Source organism: Kastovskya adunca, from assembly GCF_059505785.1.
This window is the reverse complement of record NZ_JCACLG010000021.1, coordinates 249,416-270,698: the sequence shown is the minus strand read 5'-3', so window position 1 is coordinate 270,698 and position 21,283 is coordinate 249,416. Positions and strand designations below refer to the sequence as shown.

Annotated in this window: 15 protein-coding genes; 13 read left to right on the top strand and 2 right to left on the bottom strand. The window is 45.3% G+C overall.

Features of this window, described 5'->3' with window-relative positions:
• Positions 1-212: 212 nt before the first annotated feature.
• Both bchB and AC5JR3_RS07915 read right to left on the bottom strand, forming a co-directional pair.
• On the bottom strand, positions 213-1,739 hold the full coding sequence (gene bchB / locus AC5JR3_RS07920; protein WP_495844677.1) for a ferredoxin:protochlorophyllide reductase (ATP-dependent) subunit B: 1,527 nt from the start codon (positions 1,737-1,739) through the stop codon (positions 213-215).
• Positions 1,740-2,353: 614 nt separating this feature from the next.
• A complete protein-coding gene (locus AC5JR3_RS07915) occupies positions 2,354-3,799 on the bottom strand; it encodes an amidohydrolase (RefSeq protein WP_495844675.1) in 1,446 nt (481 codons plus the stop codon).
• Between the two features lie 571 nt (positions 3,800-4,370).
• On the opposite strand from AC5JR3_RS07915, the gene AC5JR3_RS07910 reads away from it, so the two are divergent.
• The 13 genes from AC5JR3_RS07910 to AC5JR3_RS07850 all read left to right on the top strand — a co-directional run bounded on the left by AC5JR3_RS07910 (position 4,371) and on the right by AC5JR3_RS07850 (position 21,239).
• On the top strand, positions 4,371-5,492 hold the full coding sequence (locus tag AC5JR3_RS07910; protein ID WP_495844673.1) for a glycosyltransferase: 1,122 nt from the start codon (positions 4,371-4,373) through the stop codon (positions 5,490-5,492).
• 10 nt (positions 5,493-5,502) lie between these two features.
• Positions 5,503-7,713 (top strand): GumC family protein, encoded by a 2,211-nt coding sequence (locus tag AC5JR3_RS07905; RefSeq protein ID WP_495844672.1) that lies wholly within the window; start codon positions 5,503-5,505, stop codon positions 7,711-7,713.
• A 92-nt stretch (positions 7,714-7,805) separates the two neighbouring features.
• Positions 7,806-9,656, top strand: a complete 1,851-nt coding sequence (hepA, locus tag AC5JR3_RS07900) for a heterocyst formation ABC transporter subunit HepA (RefSeq protein WP_495844670.1) — start codon at positions 7,806-7,808, stop codon at positions 9,654-9,656.
• A 14-nt stretch (positions 9,657-9,670) separates the two neighbouring features.
• Positions 9,671-10,135, top strand: coding sequence for a hypothetical protein (locus AC5JR3_RS07895; protein WP_495844668.1), 465 nt, complete (start codon positions 9,671-9,673; stop codon positions 10,133-10,135).
• Positions 10,136-10,190: 55 nt separating this feature from the next.
• Entirely contained in the window at positions 10,191-11,186 is a 996-nt protein-coding gene (locus AC5JR3_RS07890) for a beta-1,6-N-acetylglucosaminyltransferase (protein ID WP_495844666.1), read from the top strand.
• A 235-nt stretch (positions 11,187-11,421) separates the two neighbouring features.
• Positions 11,422-12,360: a glycosyltransferase family 2 protein gene (locus tag AC5JR3_RS07885; RefSeq protein WP_495844664.1), complete on the top strand. Its 939-nt coding sequence runs from the start codon at positions 11,422-11,424 to the stop codon at positions 12,358-12,360.
• 106 nt (positions 12,361-12,466) lie between these two features.
• Positions 12,467-13,363, top strand: a complete 897-nt coding sequence (locus tag AC5JR3_RS07880; protein ID WP_495844662.1) for a glycosyltransferase family 2 protein — start codon at positions 12,467-12,469, stop codon at positions 13,361-13,363.
• Between the two features lie 70 nt (positions 13,364-13,433).
• Entirely contained in the window at positions 13,434-14,405 is a 972-nt protein-coding gene (locus AC5JR3_RS07875) for a glycosyltransferase family 2 protein (RefSeq protein WP_495844763.1), read from the top strand.
• Positions 14,406-14,429: 24 nt separating this feature from the next.
• Positions 14,430-15,587, top strand: a complete 1,158-nt coding sequence (locus AC5JR3_RS07870; RefSeq protein WP_495844661.1) for a glycosyltransferase family 4 protein — start codon at positions 14,430-14,432, stop codon at positions 15,585-15,587.
• A gap of 9 nt (positions 15,588-15,596) precedes the next feature.
• On the top strand, positions 15,597-16,988 hold the full coding sequence (locus AC5JR3_RS07865) for an O-antigen ligase family protein (protein WP_495844659.1): 1,392 nt from the start codon (positions 15,597-15,599) through the stop codon (positions 16,986-16,988).
• 61 nt (positions 16,989-17,049) lie between these two features.
• Positions 17,050-18,243: a glycosyltransferase family 4 protein gene (locus AC5JR3_RS07860; protein ID WP_495844657.1), complete on the top strand. Its 1,194-nt coding sequence runs from the start codon at positions 17,050-17,052 to the stop codon at positions 18,241-18,243.
• A 92-nt stretch (positions 18,244-18,335) separates the two neighbouring features.
• On the top strand, positions 18,336-19,463 hold the full coding sequence (locus AC5JR3_RS07855; RefSeq protein ID WP_495844655.1) for a glycosyltransferase: 1,128 nt from the start codon (positions 18,336-18,338) through the stop codon (positions 19,461-19,463).
• Between the two features lie 162 nt (positions 19,464-19,625).
• Positions 19,626-21,239: a putative glycosyltransferase family protein gene (locus tag AC5JR3_RS07850; RefSeq protein WP_495844653.1), complete on the top strand. Its 1,614-nt coding sequence runs from the start codon at positions 19,626-19,628 to the stop codon at positions 21,237-21,239.
• The last annotated feature ends 44 nt before the right edge of the window (positions 21,240-21,283 follow it).

The window sequence follows — 21,283 nt, the reverse complement described above, 5'->3', positions numbered from 1 at the left end:
GAGGCACTCATCCCAAGAGTGGGGGGATTGGGGGGAAGCCCCCCCAAGCTGGGTTTTTCTCAAGAACAACTACTTACCGCTTAAGCCAGTACCACTCGACTTAAGAAGCAGAATCTTCGATTCATTGCTGAACTAACTGCGCCAAACTGATTCCAATAGAAAAAGGCATCCAGTGAGGATGCCCCTTTATGCTTAAAATTGCTGACGACTAATTACGCGCCCACAGCTTCCTTGGCAGCGTACATTACCTCAAGAGTAATTTCACTCAGACCGCGATCGCGAGCAAATTTCTCAGTATTGCGTTTCACCTTACCGCGAACAAAACCAGGAACTTTGTTCAGCTCAGTTTGGGCTTCCTTGTTCCAGTTCAGGTCAGAATCAGCAGACATACCTTTGTGAATAACTTCCTTGGTATCGTGTCCGCCGAAGATTTCTAAGAGGTGGTCTTCCATTCCGAGGGTGAAAGAGTTGTATACCAAGTCAGCCAACTGGTTGGTGCCTTCGTAACCCAGGAAAGGCTTGTAACCGATGGGGAAGTCTTGGATGTGGATAGGAGCAGCAATCACACCGCAGGGGATGCTCAGGCGCTTACCAACGTGGCGTTCCATTTGGGTGCCGAAGATAGCAGAGGGTTCAATACGAGCGATCGCATCGGCAATTGCTCCGTTATCATCGCTAATCAAAACTTCATCGCAGTATTCGCTAACTTGATCCTTAAACCAGTCAGCATCGTACTTACAGTAAGTGCCAGCCAGAACAACGTGAATGCCCATCTCCCGCGCCAGAACCTTCGTCATCGCAGCCGCGTGGGTATTGTCGCCAAAGACAACAGCTTTCTTTCCGGTCAAATTCTGGCAGTCAATGGAACGCGAAAACCAAGCCGCTTGAGAGACGTACAGGGTTTGGTTGTCGATGAACTCTTCGTAGTTAACATCAGCACCTTGATCATTGAGAATTTGCTGAATCTTGTGGATGCAACGTGCCGTTTCCACCACACCCATCGGCGTGATCTCCACATAGGGCATGTCAAACTCTTTCTCCAGATACCGCGCTGCCATTAAGCCAATTTCGCGATAGGGTACGAGGTTAAACCAAGCGCGAGGCAGATTCTTTAGGTTGTGAACTGAAGCCCCTTCGGGAATCACTTCGTTGACTTCGATTCCCAAATCCGCCATCAGCCGTTTCAACTCGATGCAATCGTGGTGATTGTGGAAACCGAGGGAAGTGATGCCGAGGATGTTAACAGAGGGCTTTTCGGTTTTGCCTTCTGGCAGATCCCCTTTCTTTTGCGCCTTAGCGATGTAGTACTGGATGATTTGTTCGAGGGTGCGGTCTGCGGCTTGCAGTTCGTTGACGCGGTAATGGTTCACATCTGCCAGCATCACGTCTGCTTTGGCTTCTATCTGCGCCCGCTCTACAAAGTTAGCTAGGTCTTCTTGCAGAATACTGGAGGTGCAGGTTGGGGTGAGCATGATCAGGTCAGGAGTTTCCTCAACATCCTTGCGTGTGATGTTGTCAACGACCTTCTCTTGGGAGCCACGCGCTAAAACATTACGGTCAACGGAACTGATCGTCACAGGGGTAAAGTTGCGATCGCGCTCCAGCATTGAACGCATGACGTTGAAGTAGTCATCGCCAATCGGCGCGTGCATAATGGCATGAACGTTTTTAAAAGAACTGGAAACCCGCAGTGTGCCAATGTGAGCGGGGCCTGCATACATCCAGTAAGCTAATTTCATACAATGTTCTCCCTATATCTCTGGCTGGAGCAGTAAATTAAGTATTGGATTGCCTCTGATCTTCTCAGAAGTAGAGGCAAGTACTAACGGCAGCACAGGGCGTTCATTAGCCGCTACCAATCGCTGAAAACTGCTTTCTGATAGGAACACAGAATTTTATAGAGGCGATCGCGCCCGGTCTAAACTGCAACTATTCTTAATCTTTAGTTACATTTTGTTGGCACTCTTCAACCCTAGGTGCTTAGGGGACTCTCGCTGGGTTTGACACTCCCCGACATGAAGGTACGGGGATGCTTTAATCTACGAGCCAACTTGGCTTTTGCAGAATTGCTCCCAACCACAGTTGGCATTTTTCGCGATCAATTCCAGGCTTTTGCGGGTTGTAGCGGGTGATTTCTCGTTAAAATAAATTCATAAAGTTAAGTTAAGTTACCCGCATCATGGCAAATTCTCAAGAACGCAAACAGCAAATCATGGATCACGTCAAAAGAACGACACAACTTCCTCAACAGTTGGCTTTGACAAATACCAATTCAGATGCCAAGAAGCAGCAAATCATAGATCATGTCAAAAGGACACGCGGTTAAAAACCGAGTTGCTGTATTTGGTGGGAGTTAGGGAGTCAAGTGTTGCTTCGGCAATCCCATGACAAGGCGGTAATGGGCTTCGATTTGGCTCACTGTCTGAGACTGGCGGCGATCAATCCATTGACTGCGAGCAAATAATTCCTTTTGCAATTCATCCACGTCAATCGTTGTCACCTTGCCATCTGCCACTATACGCTTACCGTCTACCCAGACGCTATCTACTGCATTGGTAGGACGCCCCAACACTAGTAAGCCAATGGGATCGGTGCGAGGTAGCAAAGAGAGATTGGTGAGGTCATAAAGTACCAAATCTGCTTTTTTCCCCACCGTCAGCGAACCGAGTTCATCCGCTAGATTCAATCCCCTCGCCCCACCCAAAGATGCCATCTCCACCGACTGACGGGGTGTAATCCAGTGGTGATAGTCTGAGTCTGTGATGTTGTGTAAAATCGAACCGATCTTAATCGCTTCTAGCAAGTCTTGAGAGTCGTTACTCGATGCCCCATCACAGCCGAAGCTAACATTCACTCCGGCTTGCAGGTACTTTAAAATAGGGGCAATGCCACTGCCTAAGCGCAAATTACTCAGGGGATTGTGAACGACGGTTGACTGCGTTTCGGCAAGGATGGCAATATCGTCATCATTGAGCCAAACGCAATGGGCAAGGGATGTGCGAGGGCTGAGATAACCGATGCGCTTCAGGTGTTCGACAGCACTACAGCCGTATTTTTCCTGGGCTAACAGCTTTTGGGCGGCGGTTTCTAATAGGTGGGAGTGACGACAGAGTTGGGCGCGATCGCTCAATTCAATGCAGCCCTCAAATAAAGCATCAGAACACAGTTGAATCCCTGTTGGTGCAAGGAGAATATTCACACCCTCTTCCGGTTTATGAAACGTCTCCACCACCTTTGCCATCAACGCCAGCGTCGCTTCTGTAGAACGGAGATAGGTTTCGTGTTCCCGATTCGCCTCTCCATCCGGAATCCCCGCCGTTAGGGATTCATCTTGAATCAAGGGAGCAATAAACGCCCGGATGCCGATTTTCTGATAAGCCCGTACCGCTGCGGCGACGGTTTCTATTTCTTTACCGGGGATCAATACTAGGTGATCCACAACGCTCGTACCGCCAGATAGTAACGTCTCTACGGCGGTGCCTAAGGCACTCAGGTAGACTTGTTCCGGTTCTAAGGGCGCAAAGTCGTAGAGTTCCGCAAGCCAAAGTTCTAGAGGAACTGGAGGAATTGCCCCCCGTTGCCACATTTCAGAAGAGTGGGTGTGGGCGTTAACAAAGCCGGGGAGTAAAAGTTTGTTTTTGCCATCAACTGCCGTGCCGATGACTTCTAAATGGGGAGCGATCGCTTCAATGATAGATGTAGGGCGATCGCCTTCTGAGGAACCCTCTACAAGTTGCACGTCAACCGTTGCGTAACCTTGTTCGACGGGAATTAAAACATCTTTAATTGTAAAATTCACAACTTAAACCTGAATTTATATTTTTCTACCGCTGATATTACTCGTCCTCCCCTTACCCCACAACTGATTACTCTGCCCACGAACACAAAAAAACTGCATCTGGACTTAGCAAAAGCCGCGATCTAGTAATTGATAAATGACTTCTGTATCTTCAAATAACTTTACATCTTCATGAAATCTTCATGAATCCTTCATGAAGTTTCTCTTTTTTTATGTAAACATACTGAAATGTTCACCTCGATTGAAATTGATTCACGAATTGTCTCAGTAATACTGAAGGTGGCTAGAACTGCCAAATAAGTTGCGATCGTCGTTACGAGGCTCGCTCCGAAGGACGATACAAACCTGTATAGACTGCTCGGCAAATGAAATCTTTGCCAACCGTATCTGTTGTTAAGGGAAGATAAAGCAAAGGTAGAACAATCAAAAGCGTTTTCATGAAGATGCGTTTTTATGAAGGTGTTGCAATACTTTCGATTGATTTCTATTCCTCCAGAATGATCAAAGGAAAACAACAAGATTTTAAGATGCAAGGTTACGGGTTTTAGTTGTTTAGAGCTAGGATGTTTGGATGAAGATCGCATTAGTCCACGACTATTTGACGCAAAAAGGTGGGGCAGAGCGCGTATTTGAACTCCTCTGTAAATACTTTCCCACAGCAGATATATTTACATCTTTATATGATCCAGAACACACGATTGATCTCAAAGAACGTCTAGTCAACACAACATTTCTTCAGAATATTCCAGGAGCAAAGAAGCATTTTCGACTATTGGCTCCCTTGTATTTCCCAGCCTTTCGAACTTTAGATCTGCAAGATTACGATCTGATTATTAGTAGTAGTAGCAGCTTCGCTAAGGTAGTGCGAAAAAAACCAGGAGCCCAGCATATTTGTTTCTGCCACAACGTCACTCGTTTTTTGTGGGATACAGAAACTTACCTCCAGAATTACGGACACTATAAGTCCTTTTATCCTGCTCTGAAAATACTATTTCAAGGCATGAGAAATATAGATTTAATGTATGCCAATGAGCCTGATATTTATATTGCCAATTCAACTACTGTAGCCCATCGCATACAAGATTTTTATGGGAGAGCGGCATATGTCGTTAACTACCCAATTGATACTAGTAAATTTGCTTTTTCAGACCGCAAAGATGATTTTTACTTAGTATCGTCGCGCTTGCTCAGCTATAAGCGAATTGATGTGATTGTTGAAGCATTTAATAGGCTGGGATGGCCGCTACGGGTAATAGGCGATGGTCCAGAGCGAAAGCGTCTAGAAGCTAAAGCTTTGGAAAACGTTCAATTTTTAGGATATCGAAGCGATGAGGAGCGTTGTCAGTTAATGGCAAGAGCTCGCTCTGTAATCGTTGCTGGTCTAGAAGATTACGGTCTAGTGCCAATAGAAGCCAATGCCAGTGGAACACCAGTTATTGCTTACGGTGCTGGGGGTGTATTAGATACCCAGATCCCTGGGAAAACGGGAATATTTTTTAACCAGCAGACACCGGAAGCCCTGCAAGATGCCCTGCTCAAAGCAAATAAAATTTCCTGGAACTACAGAAAAATACACAACCATGTTCTAAGCAATTTCACTGAGGACGTGTTCTTCAATAAAGTGGAGCAAATGCTAGAGAAGGTTGCTAGCATAAAGCCTGAAAGCTGGACAAATTCGACTATTCAAGTTTAACGGTATAGCAGTGACACCAAGTAATCCTCAGGGAACGGACACTGATTTTGGATATGGGCAATTATTTGCCATCTTGCTGCGTCGGCGCTTTTGGCTGCTAGGTGTATTTTGTGGAGTGTTGGCGATCGCCACCCCCATGGCTTTGACCAAAGAACCCACCTATAAAAGTTCTATGCAGTTGTTGATAGAACCTTATTTTGAACAAAAAAACTCAGGTGCCGGCCAAGCAGACGCTCAATTTACTGACTCGAATCTTCAAGTAGACTATGCTACTCAGTTAAACCTGATGCGTAGTACCCAACTGCTTCAAGAAGCCGTGGATTTACTTAAGCCTGAGTATCCGACGATTGGGGTAGACGAAATTAGAAACTCATTAACCTTAACCCGCCTACAGGGAGAGAGTGCTAAGAGTAAGACTGAAACTAAACTCGTTCAAGCAGATTACACTAGCGACGATCCGCTAAAAGCCCAAGAAGTACTAGAAGCGATTAAAAAAGTTTATCAGGATTTCAACCTTACTCAACAGAAACAGCGCTTAAACGATGGTTTGGCGTTTATCAACGATCAAGTGCCTGCGGCTGAAAAGAGCGTGCTTGAGGCAGAGAAATCGCTAGAGCAGTTTCGTCAAAAGCAGGGACTAATCGATCCAGCGCAACAGGCAGCAACTGTAACTGAATCTCTAACCAACATTGAGCAAGAACGACAGGCAATCCGCGCCCAGTACCAAGAAACCCAGTCTCGCTATATTACTTTGCAACAGAACCTGGCTCGTTCTCCCCAAGAAGCACTCACCGCCTCCCGCCTGAGCCAGTCGTCACGCTACCAAACATTGCTCAACGAACTTCAAAAAACAGAACTGGCGCTAACAGAGCGACGAGTGAGATTTACAGATACTGACCCCAGCGTGCAGAAGTTAATTGAACAACGTCAGCGTCAGCAATCTCTCTTGCAGGAAGAAGCCCAAAGGGCATTAGGAAGAGCGCCGAGTCAAGCCGACCTTGCTCCAGACACTCTAATGAGCGAGGGACAACTTGGTAATACAGATTTGGGGCTTTCTAGCCAGCTAGTGGAGGCTCGAACTACTCTCGAAGCTCTAAAGGCTCGTGATTCTAGTCTGGCTAAAACTCAACAGCAACTCCGTGCAGAGTTAAATCGATTTCCGATGCTGATGGCAGAGTACCAGCGCTTGCAGCCAGAGGTGCAACTTAAACGCGATACGCTGCAAAAACTGCTTGAGGCAAGACAGGAGTTAGGTATAGAACTTGCCAGAGGAGGATTTAACTGGCAAGTTGTAGAGGCACCCCAACCCGGTTGGCAAACGGGCCCCGATACAAAGCAAGACCTGATGTTAGCTGTAGTAGTGGGGTTATTCTTGGGAGGGATCGCAGCCTTTGGGCGCGAAGCCCTAGATGATGCGGTTCATACCTCGGATCAGTTGGAGCGGCAGGTGGCTCTCCCCTTGTTAGGAATCATTCCAGAAGTGCCAGCACCTGGAACTAACGGACTGCCGATTAACCTACCGTTTCGCAAATCAGAAATAGCTCCTTCGATCCTGCAAATGGTTTCTTGGGTTCCCTTCCGAGAATCCCTGGATCTAATTTACAAGCACATCCAACTGCTCAATTCTGCTTCGGCACTCAGGTCGCTAGTTGTCACCTCGGCGCTACCTGGTGAGGGAAAGTCAATCTTAGTGCTGGGGCTAGCGTTCAGTGCTGCCCGTTTGCACCAACGGGTACTGCTAATCGATGCCGATCTGCGCCGTCCGACGCTACACCAAAAGCTCAACCTGTCTAATGAGCAAGGGTTGTCAACTTTACTGGCTAGCAATATGACGGTGGCAAAACCCCAGCACGTCTCTTTATCCGGTTCAGGTATTGATGTTTTAACAGCGGGACCAACACCACCCGACCCAGTACAACTATTGAGTTCCCAACGAATGAAGGAGCTAATGGAAAGGTTTCAAGAGACCTACGATCTGGTATTAGTGGATACTCCTCCCATTCTCGGCATGGTGGATGCTATCCAGATTGCCTCCTTTTGCAGTGGAGTAGTGATGGTTGGACGCATTGACCGAGTCACACAATCGGAACTCACTGAGGCGACAACAATACTGAGCCACTTAAATGCGCTCGGGGTTGTAGCTAACGGAGCTAGCAGTTCTACAAATCGCTATCTCGCTTATGCCGAACAAAACAGCCGCTCGTTGTTTCAACTGAATTAATTTTTTAGTCTCTTGCCAAGTCACTTACTATCAACAACAAGGGTTTATTTATTCCTATCTATTGAACCCTCCCTTCCTGTCTAAAAATAGCTATGCCCTTAAAATTGTCCGCACCAATCCGAAGTTTCCTGAAAGCTACCGATGTTTGGCGAAAAAACGCATTCATTTTGCGAGAATTCAAAAATTTTCGCAAAATAGCAATTCTCGCTTTAGTATTTACCCTTTTTTCGGCAGTTTTTGAGGGATTTGGTGTCGGCTTTATTTTGTCATTTCTACAAAATTTTACCAGCCCCGATGCTGAACCTATTAAAACAGGTTTCAACTGGTTTGATGTTTTTATCTTAGGGGTAAATGCACCTGTTATCGAGCGTCTATATCGGATATCTGCTTTAATTTTACTGATAACTTGGCTGCGTTGTTGGTTTACCTATCTAGGAGAAATTTATACTAAAACGGCTCAAATTAAGCTAGTTGATGGACTGCGAAAACAACTTTTTGAGCAGCTTCAAGCGTTGAGTTTGCGTTACTTTTCTAAGACGCGTTCTGGCGAACTGATTAATAGCTTGACCACAGAAATTGAGCAAATTAAGCAAGCTTTTGAAGTTCTTGCTTTTTTTATTGCCAAAGGTTCTACTCTTTTAGCCTACGTTGTTTCACTACTGTTACTCTCTTGGCAGCTAACCATTGTTTCATTGATGCTGTTTAGTTTGCTAGCAGTAGGAGTCTCAACGCTGATTGCTACGGTTAGAGAGGCTAGTTTTGAACGTTCAAAAGCTAATGGAATGTTTGTTGGAACTGCAGTGGAATTTATCAATGGAATTCGTACTGTTCAGGCCTTCGGAACCCAAGATTTTGAACGCCGACGCTTTTATGAGGCGAGTTCTCAAATCGTAAATACAGTAACAAAAATTGTCAAAGCTAGCGCATTAGTTGTTCCGCTTTCAGAGGGGATATCGATTACGATTCTCATGGGAATGCTAGTTCTAGCTTTTACTATTTTTATTCCCAGCGGTCAGATGCAACCCGCTGCCTTATTGACATTTTTATTCGTCTTATTTCGCTTGATGCCCATTGTGCGTCAATTTAATGGTGCGAGAGTAAGGATGGGTGACTTTCATGGTTCAGTAAATAATATTAGAGAACTGCTGAAAAGGGATAATAAGCCATATTTGAAGAATGGTAAAATTCCGTTTTCGGGATTGCAGCGCTCTATTGAGTTTGTGTCTGTAGATTTTGGTTATGATGCTGAGCATCTGGTGCTACATGACGTTAATTTAGCCATTGAACAAGGAAAAACAACTGCATTGGTTGGTTCCTCTGGTGCGGGTAAAACAACGCTGGCTGATCTTATTCCCCGCTTTTACGATTTAGTAGGTGGGAAGATTTTGATCGATGGTGTTGATTTGCAGGACTTTGAGATTAATTCAGTCCGCCGCCAGATGGCGATCGTCAGTCAGGATACCTTTATTTTCAACACCTCTGTTCGCAACAATATTGCTTACGGCACACAGGAGGCAGATGATGCAGCAATTCGGGAGGTAGCGCGATTAGCGAATGCGCTGGAGTTTATTGAAGAGATGCCTGAAGGCTTTGATACCTTACTGGGAGATCGGGGAACTAGGTTATCAGGGGGACAGCGGCAGCGAATTGCGATCGCTCGCGCTTTGCTTCGCAATCCTGAGATTTTAATTCTTGATGAAGCGACAAGTGCGCTGGATTCTATCTCTGAACGATTGATTCAAGAGTCGTTAGAAAAGCTGACTGTAGGACGGACGGTAATTGCGATCGCGCACCGTTTATCTACGATCGTGCGAGCAGATAAGGTAGTAGTACTCGAACAAGGAAGAATTGTAGAACAAGGAACCTATCAAGAGTTGCTAGAGCGGCGCGGGAAGCTTTGGAAATATCATCAGATGCAGCACGAATCTGGTCTAGTAAGCTAAGTCTAGAATACGATATGGAAAGATTGAAAGCCGCAACAGATAGAGATTTCTTTTTCTCAGTAGCAATAAGTGGTGCGAAGTTTGTGTATCAGCCTGGCTGTGACTCGATCTATAGAAGGTATGGTAACGTCACAGCTTCTACATCCAATAAAACGCTTTGGCGAGATTATCACTTTTTGGTAATGGAAAAGGCAGAAGCTAAACTAACACAGTTAGATAAACTTCCAAATAGCTATCGACAGGCATTAGCTGATTCCTATTTTGGAAAAATTAGAGCGGCGCGTGCTGACATTGATTATTCACAATATTTATGGGTATTGAATAAAATTATTTCTCTATGTCCTAATTTTCGGGGTGAGAGTCAAGCGGCAGGATACAATCTCATCCAAAAAACTCTGGGTTTTAAAAATGCGGAGATAGGTTTGAGATTTTTGAAGCAGCTAACAAATAACAGGAAAACGGAAATTCAGAGTAGTTGAAGTTAGGCTTACTAAAAGCTCTCTCCCCTCAACGTAGTCTACACATTTGCTCAAAATGAATAAAATTCTCTATTTAATTGCTTCTCATACTAACCCTGAACAAGTGGTCAGGTTGGTAAAAACAATCAAAATTGGAAGTCTTGATTCTCAAATTTTAATTCATCATGATTACTCCAGTTCCTACCTGAACATTGCTGATTTTGAAGGCTTGAGCAATGTTCGCGTTATAGAAAATTATGTTCCAGTTACGTGGGGGGATTTTTCTCAAGTAGAAATGGAGCTTAACTGCATCAACTGGTTAATGACTCATTCTATTGAATTTGACTGGTTAGTATTTCTTTCTGGTCAAGACTATCCAATTAAACCATTGGCTGAAATCGAGCAGTTTCTTGAGAAAACCCGGTATGACGGATTTATGGAGTATTTTTCAGCTAAAGAACCGCCAAAAGAACCGACAGAATATGGTTTGAGGTGGAATAAAAATACTGGAGTAGGGCGATTTTTTTTTCATTACTACAAATTGCCTTCACCCAAAATTATCAAGAGCTTAATATTTAGGATAGGTCGCATTATTAATGGGCGACAGCCACTAATTACTATGATTGCTGATAGAAATGGTGCTCGCTTAGGAGTCCGCTGTTTTTCGACCCCTTTTACGTCAGAATTTCAGTGCTATGCAGGATCTCAGTGGTACACCTTATCCTATCGCTGCATTCAATACATCCATGATTTTGTTCAACATCATCCAGGTTTTGTGAAACATTACCAAAATACTATTATTCCCGATGAATCTTTTTTTCAAACTATTTTAATTAATAATATTAAACTAAAAATTCTTAATAATAATAAGCGCTACATCCCCTGGACAAATACCTCCCCGATTGTTTTAGGGATTCAAGATTTTGACAGCCTCATTACATCCGATAAGCACTTTGCCCGTAAATTTGATGTCAATGTAGACGCACAGGTGTTAAAGCGACTAGATCGGTATCTCTCAACTAATCAAGAGCAGCTCTGTAGCGGTTCTTGGTCACAGGAGGCAAAAACCTAAAGCTGAAGGGCTTGAAAAACTGGATGACCGCATATTTTTTATGTGAAAACTTCTAGATATCCCCATGATGATCATTACCGTTGTTATTTCTACATATCGCCGTTAAGCACTACCTCTGTACGAAGTTTCATACCGCTTTAATTAGAATAAACTTTAACCAAAATACATCAACTTTATTTAACTCTGTGTAAATTTTTAAAATATTATTGCTAATCTTCATCACCCACTTAAGCTAATGATTTCACCTCAACCTTTAGTTAGTGTTATAGTTAACAACTATAACTATGATTGTTACTTACCAGAGGCGATAGATAGCGCCATAAATCAGACCTATCCTCGTACTGAGATAATCGTCGTAGATGATGGTTCTACTGATAAATCGCAGCAAATAATTACAAGTTATCAAGATAAAGTTATTCCTATTTTTAAAGAGAATGGTGGACAAGCCTCAGCCTTCAATGCTGGATTTGCCGTCAGTCAAGGAGAGATAATTTGCCTCTTAGATTCTGATGATGTATGGTTGCCACAAAAAGTTGAGCAAGTAGTTGAAGCGGCTCTTGCCTATCCTCAGGCAGCGGTTATTTATCACCGAGTGCAAAACATTAACCAAATTGGTCTACCAACTGGCAAACCATGGCCGCCTTATAAAGTTATTAAAAAGAACATTGCTAGTCAGGTAGCAAAGACTGGAGGCTGGTGGCCCTTTCCCCCATCAACGGGATTAAGTTTTACCCGGAGATTTCTCTCCCAAATTATGCCTATTCCCGCAACAGAGTATCGACTATGTGCTGATACTTATCTTGCCGATCTAGCTCCATTTTTTGGTGAAGTAATTGGGATAGAACTTGCTCTATCCCAATACCGAATTCATAACGCTAACAACTGGAGTAATTCTTTGAACAAGCAGCTACGAGATTTACAGTTTCACGAACTGCGAGTAAAAATATTAAATCAAATTCTCAAGAAATCAGGAATTAATGTGGAAGTAAATTTAGCAGAACACTTGCCCTATCAGCGTCTGAAATATAAGACTGGGGAAGAAAAAATACCGTTTAAACTTAGCAAGCTAGCCTGGAAAAACCCCTGGGAATTCAGACCAACTTCTAGGTTAAAAGCCGTTTATCAACTTTGGAGCGAGCTGCCAAAAATCTGGAAGTTAAACCCAAAAGATTAGGAAAAAGTTTCTTTGCTTGTTACAGCTACAAAAAATAATTCGTCAATCAAGCTATGAGACTGAAAAAAACACGGCAATGACAACTTGAACTAAGGAGGTTTTGATAATGGACGCTGATGTAGAAATATCTAAAGAGCCTGCTAATTTGGTCAGTCTATGCATCTGCACGATGAATAGACCGGATGACTTAAATCGTTGTTTGGAAAGCATCTTTCAAAGTACCCAGAAGCCAGATGAAGTGATTGTCAGCGATGATAGTCCTGACCCTTCTTTAACAAAAGAAATTGTAATCAAGTATCCAGGCGTTATATATCAACAAGGTCCGCGTCGCGGACTTGGTCCCAATCGTAATGCTTGCATCCGCCGTGCCACGGGTAGTTATCTTATCTTCATTGATGATGATGTGCGGGTGCCACCAGAATTTTTTACGGTAGCACGAGAATTAATCGACTCTTGTGAGCCAGACACTATCATTACAGGCTGTGAGATGAATCATGGAGGAGGAGGGCGTTGGAAAGGAGAGGTGCGAAAGGTTGCTCCCCATAACGCTGATTTTTGGGGAATACAACGGGTGCCTGTAGACAAAGAGTATCGAGCAATTGTCATCAACTCAACCCTATTTCCCAGAAATTTGTTCGAGCAAGCACGGTTCGATGAGCAATTACGCTATGGCTCTGATGAAATAGACATAGCCCGACATGCTACTTCTCTCGATTACCAAATAATTTATCAAGACAATTTGTATGTCAACCACTATCCTTCTTTAACGAATCGGGAACAGTATAAGAGCTTTGTACATGCCTCTAGGCTGTATGCAACGACAAAGGCTTACTGGCAGTATGAACATTCAATTCCTAAAACACTAGCTTACATACTGTTAGCCCCACTACAACTTGCGGGAAGCGGCGCTAAAAAAGGAGACTTACGTGCTGTTTGGGGAGCTGTTCAAGCTACCGCACTCGCCTATCGTTACCTGTTCACTGCCCTCAAGTCTCAATATTAGAGCGGGTGCTCACCTGAAAGAGCTTTAGCCGTTGAACACTTCTACTATTCGGTACACAGAGCAATCGATGATGACCATTACTGTTATTGTCCCAACTTATCGCCGACCGGAAGACTTAAAACGCTGTTTAGAAGCGCTGAAAAAGCAAACTCTATTTCCTCGTGAAGTATTAGTAGTCGTTCGTGATACTGATACTGAAACTTGGTCGTTTCTGGAGGTGTTTAATCCTGACCATTTACCAGTGCGGATTGTGAAGATCGCTGTTCCAGGACAAGTGGCGGCACTGAATGCAGGTCTTGATGCGGCACAAGGAGATATTATTGCGATTACCGATGATGATGCAGCACCACATCCTGAATGGTTAGCCCGTATTGAGACTCACTTTCTGTCAGATGACCGTATCGGCGGTATCGGTGGACGAGATTGGGTGTACCAGGGAACATCCTTGCTGGATGGTGCTTGTGAGGTGGTAGGCAGAGTCCAGTGGTTTGGACGGGTAGTTGGCAACCATCACCTAGGTATAGGTAAGCTCCGTGAGGTAGAGCTTCTCAAAGGTGCAAATATGAGCTACCGACGGACTGCCATTGCTAACTTACACTTTGATGAGCGTCTCCGGGGTACAGGAGCTCAGGTACACAATGACTTAGCATTTAGCCTAGCGGTGAAGCGGTCAGGGTGGAAGCTGATTTACGATCCAGCGATCGCAGTGGATCATTATCCGGCACAGCGCTTTGATGAAGATCAACGAGGCAAATTTGATCGCATTGTCCAGATCAATCGAGTACATAATGAAACTCTCCCTTTGCTAGAGTACTTGCCACCTGTACGACGGGCTGCATTTCTCTTGTGGGGAATATTAATCGGAACGCGAACTCAACGCGGTTTCGTACAGTGCTTGCGATTTCTGCCTAGCGAAGGCGTCTTGGCAGTGCAAAAATGGCTGGCATCTATGCAGGGGCGATGGCAGGGTTGGCAGACTTGGAGAAAGTGCTTGCGTAAAGCCCCGGCGCAAGCATCGCTAGAACCGAGTTGCAATAACTGATAGTCATCAGGAGCAGGTTTACCCATGAAGCTAGGCATCGTCACACACCGCGTCATCAAAGGTGATGGTCAAGGCAGAGTCAATTACGAAGTTACCTGGGAGGCTATCCGTCGTGGTCATCACGTCAGTTTATTAGCAACTCAGGTAGACCCAGAACTGCAACAAAACGACCAGGTGAGCTGGATTCATATCCCAGTTAAAGGAATGCCAATGGCATTTTTTCGTAATATAGTTTTCTCTTGGCGTAGTGCTGATTGGTTACGTAAACACCGCTGGCAGCTTGACTTAGTAAAGGTGAACGGGGCAATTACCAGCGCTCCGGGAGATATTAACGCGGTTCATTTTGTCCACAGTTCGTGGTTGCGATCGCCTGTTCATACTTGGCAGCAACGCCGAGATTTGTACGGTCTGTATCAGTGGCTTTACACGGCTTTGAATGCTAATTGGGAAAAAAAAGCCTTCCGTCAGGCTAAAAGAGTCGTGGCAGTTTCTCAGAAGGTTGCAAAGGATTTAATAGAAATTGGTGTTTCGCCAGAGTGTATTGAGGTCATCGTCAATGGTGTTGATTTGCAAGAGTTTTATCCTGGTGATGCCGACCGCAGCAGATTAGGTTTACCTGAAGGTGTAACTATCGCACTTTTTGTGGGGGACATTCAGACACCTCGTAAGAACTTAGACACAGTGCTACATGCCCTAGTTCAAGTTCCTCAGTTACACCTAGCCGTGGTGGGTACTACCGAAGGAAGCCCCTATCTTCAGCTAGCTGCAAAGCTAGGATTGAAAGAACGAGTGCATTTTCTGGGATACCGACGTGATGTGTCAGAAGTCATGCGAGGAGTGGATTTCTTTGTCTTTCCGTCGCGTTACGAGACGTTTGGCTTAGTTGTGCTGGAAGCGATGGCAACGGGTTTACCCGTGATTACGGCGAGTACAACGGCTGCGGTCGAAATAGTTACATCAGAATCTGGGATAGTCTTACCCGATCCAGATGACACTCAGGCTTTAGTACAGGCGTTAAGTATGCTAACAAGCGACGCTTGCCTCAGGAGTCAAATGGGTCAAGCGGCAATAGCGATCGCACAACACCATAGCTGGAGTAGAACGGCGCAGAACTATGTGAACTTATTTGAGAAGCTGAGTGAGTCAGTAAGGAGCGTACAAGAAATAGGCAGCGGAGGGTAGAAAAGTTGAATGGGTAAGCAACCGTCAGTTTCCAACATTTCTCAACAAACGGGCTTTCAACTGCAACCTAAACAGGCTTGGGCAGCAATACTAGGGCTAGTCTTATTCACAACGGTTGGTATTGTAGCAGGGGCAGGCAAAATCCTGAACTTCCTTTGTCCAATGGGTGCATTGGCTGTCGGTGCGCTCCTCTACTTCCGTTATCCCGTTCTTTATGTCAGTTTTAGTTGGTGGCTTTGGTTTCTTTCACCACTGATCCGACGTTTAGCTGATTTTCGCAGCAGCTATACAGAATCTAGCCCCATGCTTTTGGCACCTTATTTAGTTGCAGGGCTTACGGTGATTACGCTTTGGAAGCATCTGTCAACTGCCCATCGACAAGGGGGATTGCCCTTCGTTCTGTCTTTCTTAGGTGTCATTTATGGTCTGTTGATTGGACTCGTCACTAGCAAACCTGTTGCCCTCGCAGAACCCTTTTTAGCCTGGTTAATTCCCGTAACCTTTGGTTTCCACTTGTTCATGAATTGGCGAGAGTATCCCAGCTACCGCCAAAACATCCAGCGCACTTTTCTTTGGGGCGTCCTGATTATGGGAATCTATGGCATCGTACAGTTTGTCTCTTTACCTGAATGGGATCGGTTATGGCTTGATAATTCAGGACTGGCTTCTGCTGGAACGTCTGAGAACGGCGAAGTGCGTGTGTGGAGCACCATGAATTCAGGTGAACCCTTTGCAGCCTATATGGCTGGAGGGCTATTGCTGCTATTTAGTTGCCAAAGCCCCTTACTTTTACCTGCCTCAGTATCGGGCTTTTTATCTTTTTTCCTATCTACAGTACGTTCAGCCTGGCTGGGCTGGTTTGCAGGAGCGATCGCTCTTGCAGCTTTCCTTAAGCAAAGTCTCCAGATTCGCTTAATTGCAGTCGTTGCGATTATCGCGTTATGCGTTATTCCCTTAACAACAATGGAGCCATTCTCCGAAAAGATCAGTAATCGCATTGAAAGTTTATCCAACATTGAGGAGGATCGTAGTGCGACTGTCAGACGAGATATGTATGACTCACTATTGGGTGTTGCACTAAGCAAGTTTGTAGGAGATGGTTTAGGAAATGGAGTGGGAGATAGTGGTTTCTTGTCAATGTTCTTCCAAATCGGTTGGTTTGGAGTCATTTTCTATATGGGCGGAATGATTCTGCTAGTTCTAAGACTATTTCAAGGTTCGGAAGGGAGCTTCGATCTCTTTGCTGCCGCTGCCCGCGCAATTGTTGTAAGTTGCCTAGTCAGATTACCCGTAAATGGTGTGATCGGTGGGGGTAGCGGTGTCTTGCTTTGGGGATTTATCGGTATAGGAATAGCTGCTAACAAATATTACAAGCATCAACGTCTAGCTAACCGGAGTTAACTTTTACCTTAGAACCTTTCCAACGTTTGAATAATTGGTTTAAGAGTTTGAGAAAAATGCCATGCAACATAAACCACGAGTCTTATTTATTGTTCGTTTTCTTTGGGGTGATGAAGGTATTTCTGTCGGCTTGGTGAGACTAGCCAAAGGACTAATGAAGCAAGGCTGGGAAGTGGCGCTCGCCTCAGCGATGGAGGAAAAGACACAAGCTGATGGAGAAATTACTCGTGGCCCAGAATGGTTTGAATCTTATGGAATTAAACACTTTTTTGTCCCATTTCCTAACTTCCGCACCTTTAAGGGGAAGAACCCTAGTGGTGCTGTTCAAGCCTTACTCAAGTTGAATGCAGCCGTTGAACAGTTCAAGCCAGACGTGATTAATGTACATTCGCTTTCCATGTGTCCCTATGCTCATGCCATGCGACTTTTCTACAAAATCCCGTTTGTCTCAACGGCTAGAATTGAGCCTGTGTCTAGTCGTCGCAGTGTTCAAATTGGAGCCTTTGTCAATCAATATTTTGGTACATTTCTTGGCGATCGCTTTATTGCAATTAGCACAGAGGTCAAAGACGTATACGAACACACATTGAAGGTGCCAAAAGAGAATATCAGGCTAATCTGTCATGGTGTAGACAATGACCACTTTCGACCTCCTTCTGGGCAAGAGCGACTTGAAGCACGCGAGGCTTTTGAACTAGCCCCTAAGTCTCAGGTTGTCTGTCTGATTGGTCGCTTAGATCCAGTTAAGGGACATGATGTACTCTACCGTGCCCTGGCGATCCTTAAATCTGGAGGCATCAAGGTAACAGCGCTTTGTGCAGGAACAGGAGGAAAGTGGAAAGATGAGATTCAAACTTTGGCAACTGAACTTGGTGTTGACGATTGTGTGCGTTTTTTAGGCTTCACCGATACACGCCAAGTCCTCTGGGCATCAGATGTTCTCATTCTACCTAGTCGGCGCGAAGGCTTTGGCTGGGTGATTCCAGAGGCCATGTTGTGTGGTGTTGTTCCCCTCCGAACCCCATCAGCAGGTGCAATCGATCAGATAGAAGATGGCTTGAATGGTTTTATTTTTCCCTTTGACGATGCCGCAGCTCTAGCATTGCGCTTAAAACAGCTTTTTGAAAATGAAGCGCTTAGGGGGCAAATGTCAGGGGCGGCTCTTGAGTCTGCTCGACAGAAATTTACAGCAGACAGGATGATAAAAGACACAATTGCTGTCTACGAAGAAGTGATTAATAAAGGTAGTGTGTAACTGGCACAACCACAAAATAGCAATAGACTCTATGTAGCTCCAACAATTACTTGTTTAACTTAACTTCTAAGCATCTCAAATTACTCAACAATATGACGACAAAGAATACTAATACTTCCGTAAGTTTATTCGTTCATTCCCTTCATGGTGGTGGTGCCGAACGAGTAATGCTCAACCTGGCACAGGGTTTTGCTGAGAAAGGTTTAAAAGTTGACCTGGTACTTACAAAGGCGGTTGGAGCTTATCTAACAAAAATACCTCCGGGAGTGCGAGTAGTAGACCTGGGAGCGAAAAAACTGGTATTTATGTCTAAATTGCTTGCCCTGCGGCGTTACCTAAGGCAAGAGCAACCGAAAGTCTTGATTTCTGCGGTAGACCATATAAACGCAGCCGGATGGGTACAACGTCTGACTGGAGTTCCCACAAAGGTCATAGTCAGCGTACATAATACTCTTTCTGTTAAATTGGGTAATCAGCCTGGGGTACTTGGAAAGCTTAAGCTACAACTGTTGCAGTTGTGTTACCGTCAGGCAGATGGAATTGTAGCGGTATCACGAGGCGTAGCTGAGGATCTAGCTCGCGTAACCAAGTTGCCTTTGCGAGACATTCGAGTTATTTACAACCCGGTGGTCATGCCAAACTTATTGGAAAAGGCACAAGAGCCAGTAGACCACCCGTGGTTTGCTCCAGGAGAACCTCCTGTAATCTTGGGGGTAGGACGGCTTGCTACACCGAAGGATTTCCCGACTCTGATCCGGGCTTTCAACATATTGCGGCAGCACCATAACGTTCGACTGATGATCGTCGGTGAGGGAGAAAATCGCTCAGAATTGGAGGCTTTGGTACGCGAACTCAACTTAGAGAGTGAGGTTGCCCTCCCTGGATTTACAGACAATCCTTATGCCTACATGGCTAAGGCAGCAGTGTTTGTCTTATCTTCAGCTTGGGAAGGATTACCTACGGTACTGATAGAGGCAATTGCTGTGGGAACTCCAGTCGTGTCTACTAATTGTCCGAGTGGGCCTATGGAGATTTTAGAAGATGGCAAGTATGGTCGATTAGTGCCTGTAGGAGATGTTGAGGCTCTAGCGAATGCGATCCAAGCCACACTGAGTAATCCCATAGCTCCAGAAATATTGCAACAGCGCGCTAGAGCATTTTCAGCAGAAAGAGCGATCGAACAATATCTAGAAGTTTTGCAGGTAGCGCTCAAGATGTAATGATGAGCAGAGTTTGCTTCTTTTCAAAGTCATTAGATAACCATGGCTGGAGCCGCAAGTTTATAATCGTTTGCGATCGCTTCATCGTCCTCAGCTAAGCCTGCAGCACAATTTTGCCTTAACCATAGCAAAGATGAACGGGTAAAACTCCTGTAATATTTCATGGCAGTGGATATCAAGGGATTTAACTCAGACCTAGATAGCATCGCCAAATATGAGGACAAATCAGTGACAGATCAGGGTGTGATTCAGCCGCAACGGGTTCAGGATAGCCGAGACAGTTATCAAAACACGAGCTTCAAGATGGCGATCGCTCTATGCATTGGAGTGGGGCTAATTTACCTAGCTTTTCTAAAACCGGGCATCTGGGGTATCGATGGAAACGACATGGTGTCTGTTGCCAAGTCTTTAGTTACAGAGCAAAATTTTACTGTCCCACCAGAGTACGGAGGTGTAACAGGTCATACTGGGCAGCATTATTCGAGACGATATCCCTTACTTCCTATCCTGGCTACCCCTTTTGTTGCCGTTGGTCTTGCTCTGAGTCATTGGTTTAACTTACCAGAACACTTTGCGGCGGCTACCTGTGCTTTAGTATTATCCATCTTACTGACAGCCGCCACGACGGCTTTAGTCGCCCTATTAGCTCTGCGTCTGGGCAGTACGTCACAAGGTGCCTACATAGCCGCATTAAGTTTTGCCTTCGGTACGATAGCGCTGGTATATGGTCATACCTTCTTTGCCGAACCCCTGCTTGCTTTTCTTACCGTTGCCAGCATCTACCTTGCCCTAGGGCGAACTAGGCAAGAGCTTGCTGGTGCCAGCATCTTAGCTGGGTTGGCAGCCATCGCTAAACCAACTGGGATTGTAGTTGGACCTATCCTATCCCTTTACTTTCTAGCCAAGAGGCGTCCGCTTCGCCTTATCTTAGGCCCGATACTCGCTCCCACCGTAGCAGCTCTGCTCTACCTCTTTTACAACTACATAAGATTCGGTAATGTACTAACCACGGGGCAGCCGTTATCTAACTTCACCACTTCAGGAGCGCTCGAACGCTTCTTGGGTTTGCTGTTCAGTCCTGGCGTTGGGGGAGGTTTAATCTGGTACTGCCCGCCAGTGCTCTTAGCAATTATCGGATTGCGTCAGGCTCTAAAATCAAGAACCTTAGAGGCACTGGTAATTGTGGGAGTATTTTTAGGTTACTTGCTGCTCCACTCTTTTTGGCTCTGCTGCGGTTGGGATTGGGGGCCTCGATTTCTAGTGCCTGCGCTGCCAGGACTGATGGCGTTGACAGGACTTGTTGGGAAATCGTGGTGGAAGTGGTTAATTGCCCTAACGATAGTGGGGTTCCTCATCAACGCGCCCACTCTGGTCTCGTTTTATCAGCGCTACTATTTCGAGGTAGTTACTGCTGGGGATGGTCAGCATAACATCTGGTTTTGGGGAAACTTCACCGACGCACCGCTGTTTCATGCTTGGGGCGCTGCTTATCGGCAGGTTAATGATGCTTTGGCAGTTGATATCAGAGATTTAGTCAGGGAAGCTAGCGCCTCAACAGCGTCAAGTGAGGAAGCGATGCCAGAACTACTGCGGATTGTAGCCGTGTGGTGGTGGGTCTTGCCTGCTGTGGGTATACCCATGTGGGTTGGAGTCATAGTCTCGGCTCTTTTAGTCAGCGCTGGGGTGTGGGTGCTACGAAAGATTTGGCGGCATCTCCCCGTGGAACGAGAACTCTCCTGCGAAAGAGTAGCCAAAAGCAGAATCTTGCTAAAGTAGCCTGTAATTTATTAATGCCTAGAAGAGAACTCAGTGGGGAATTC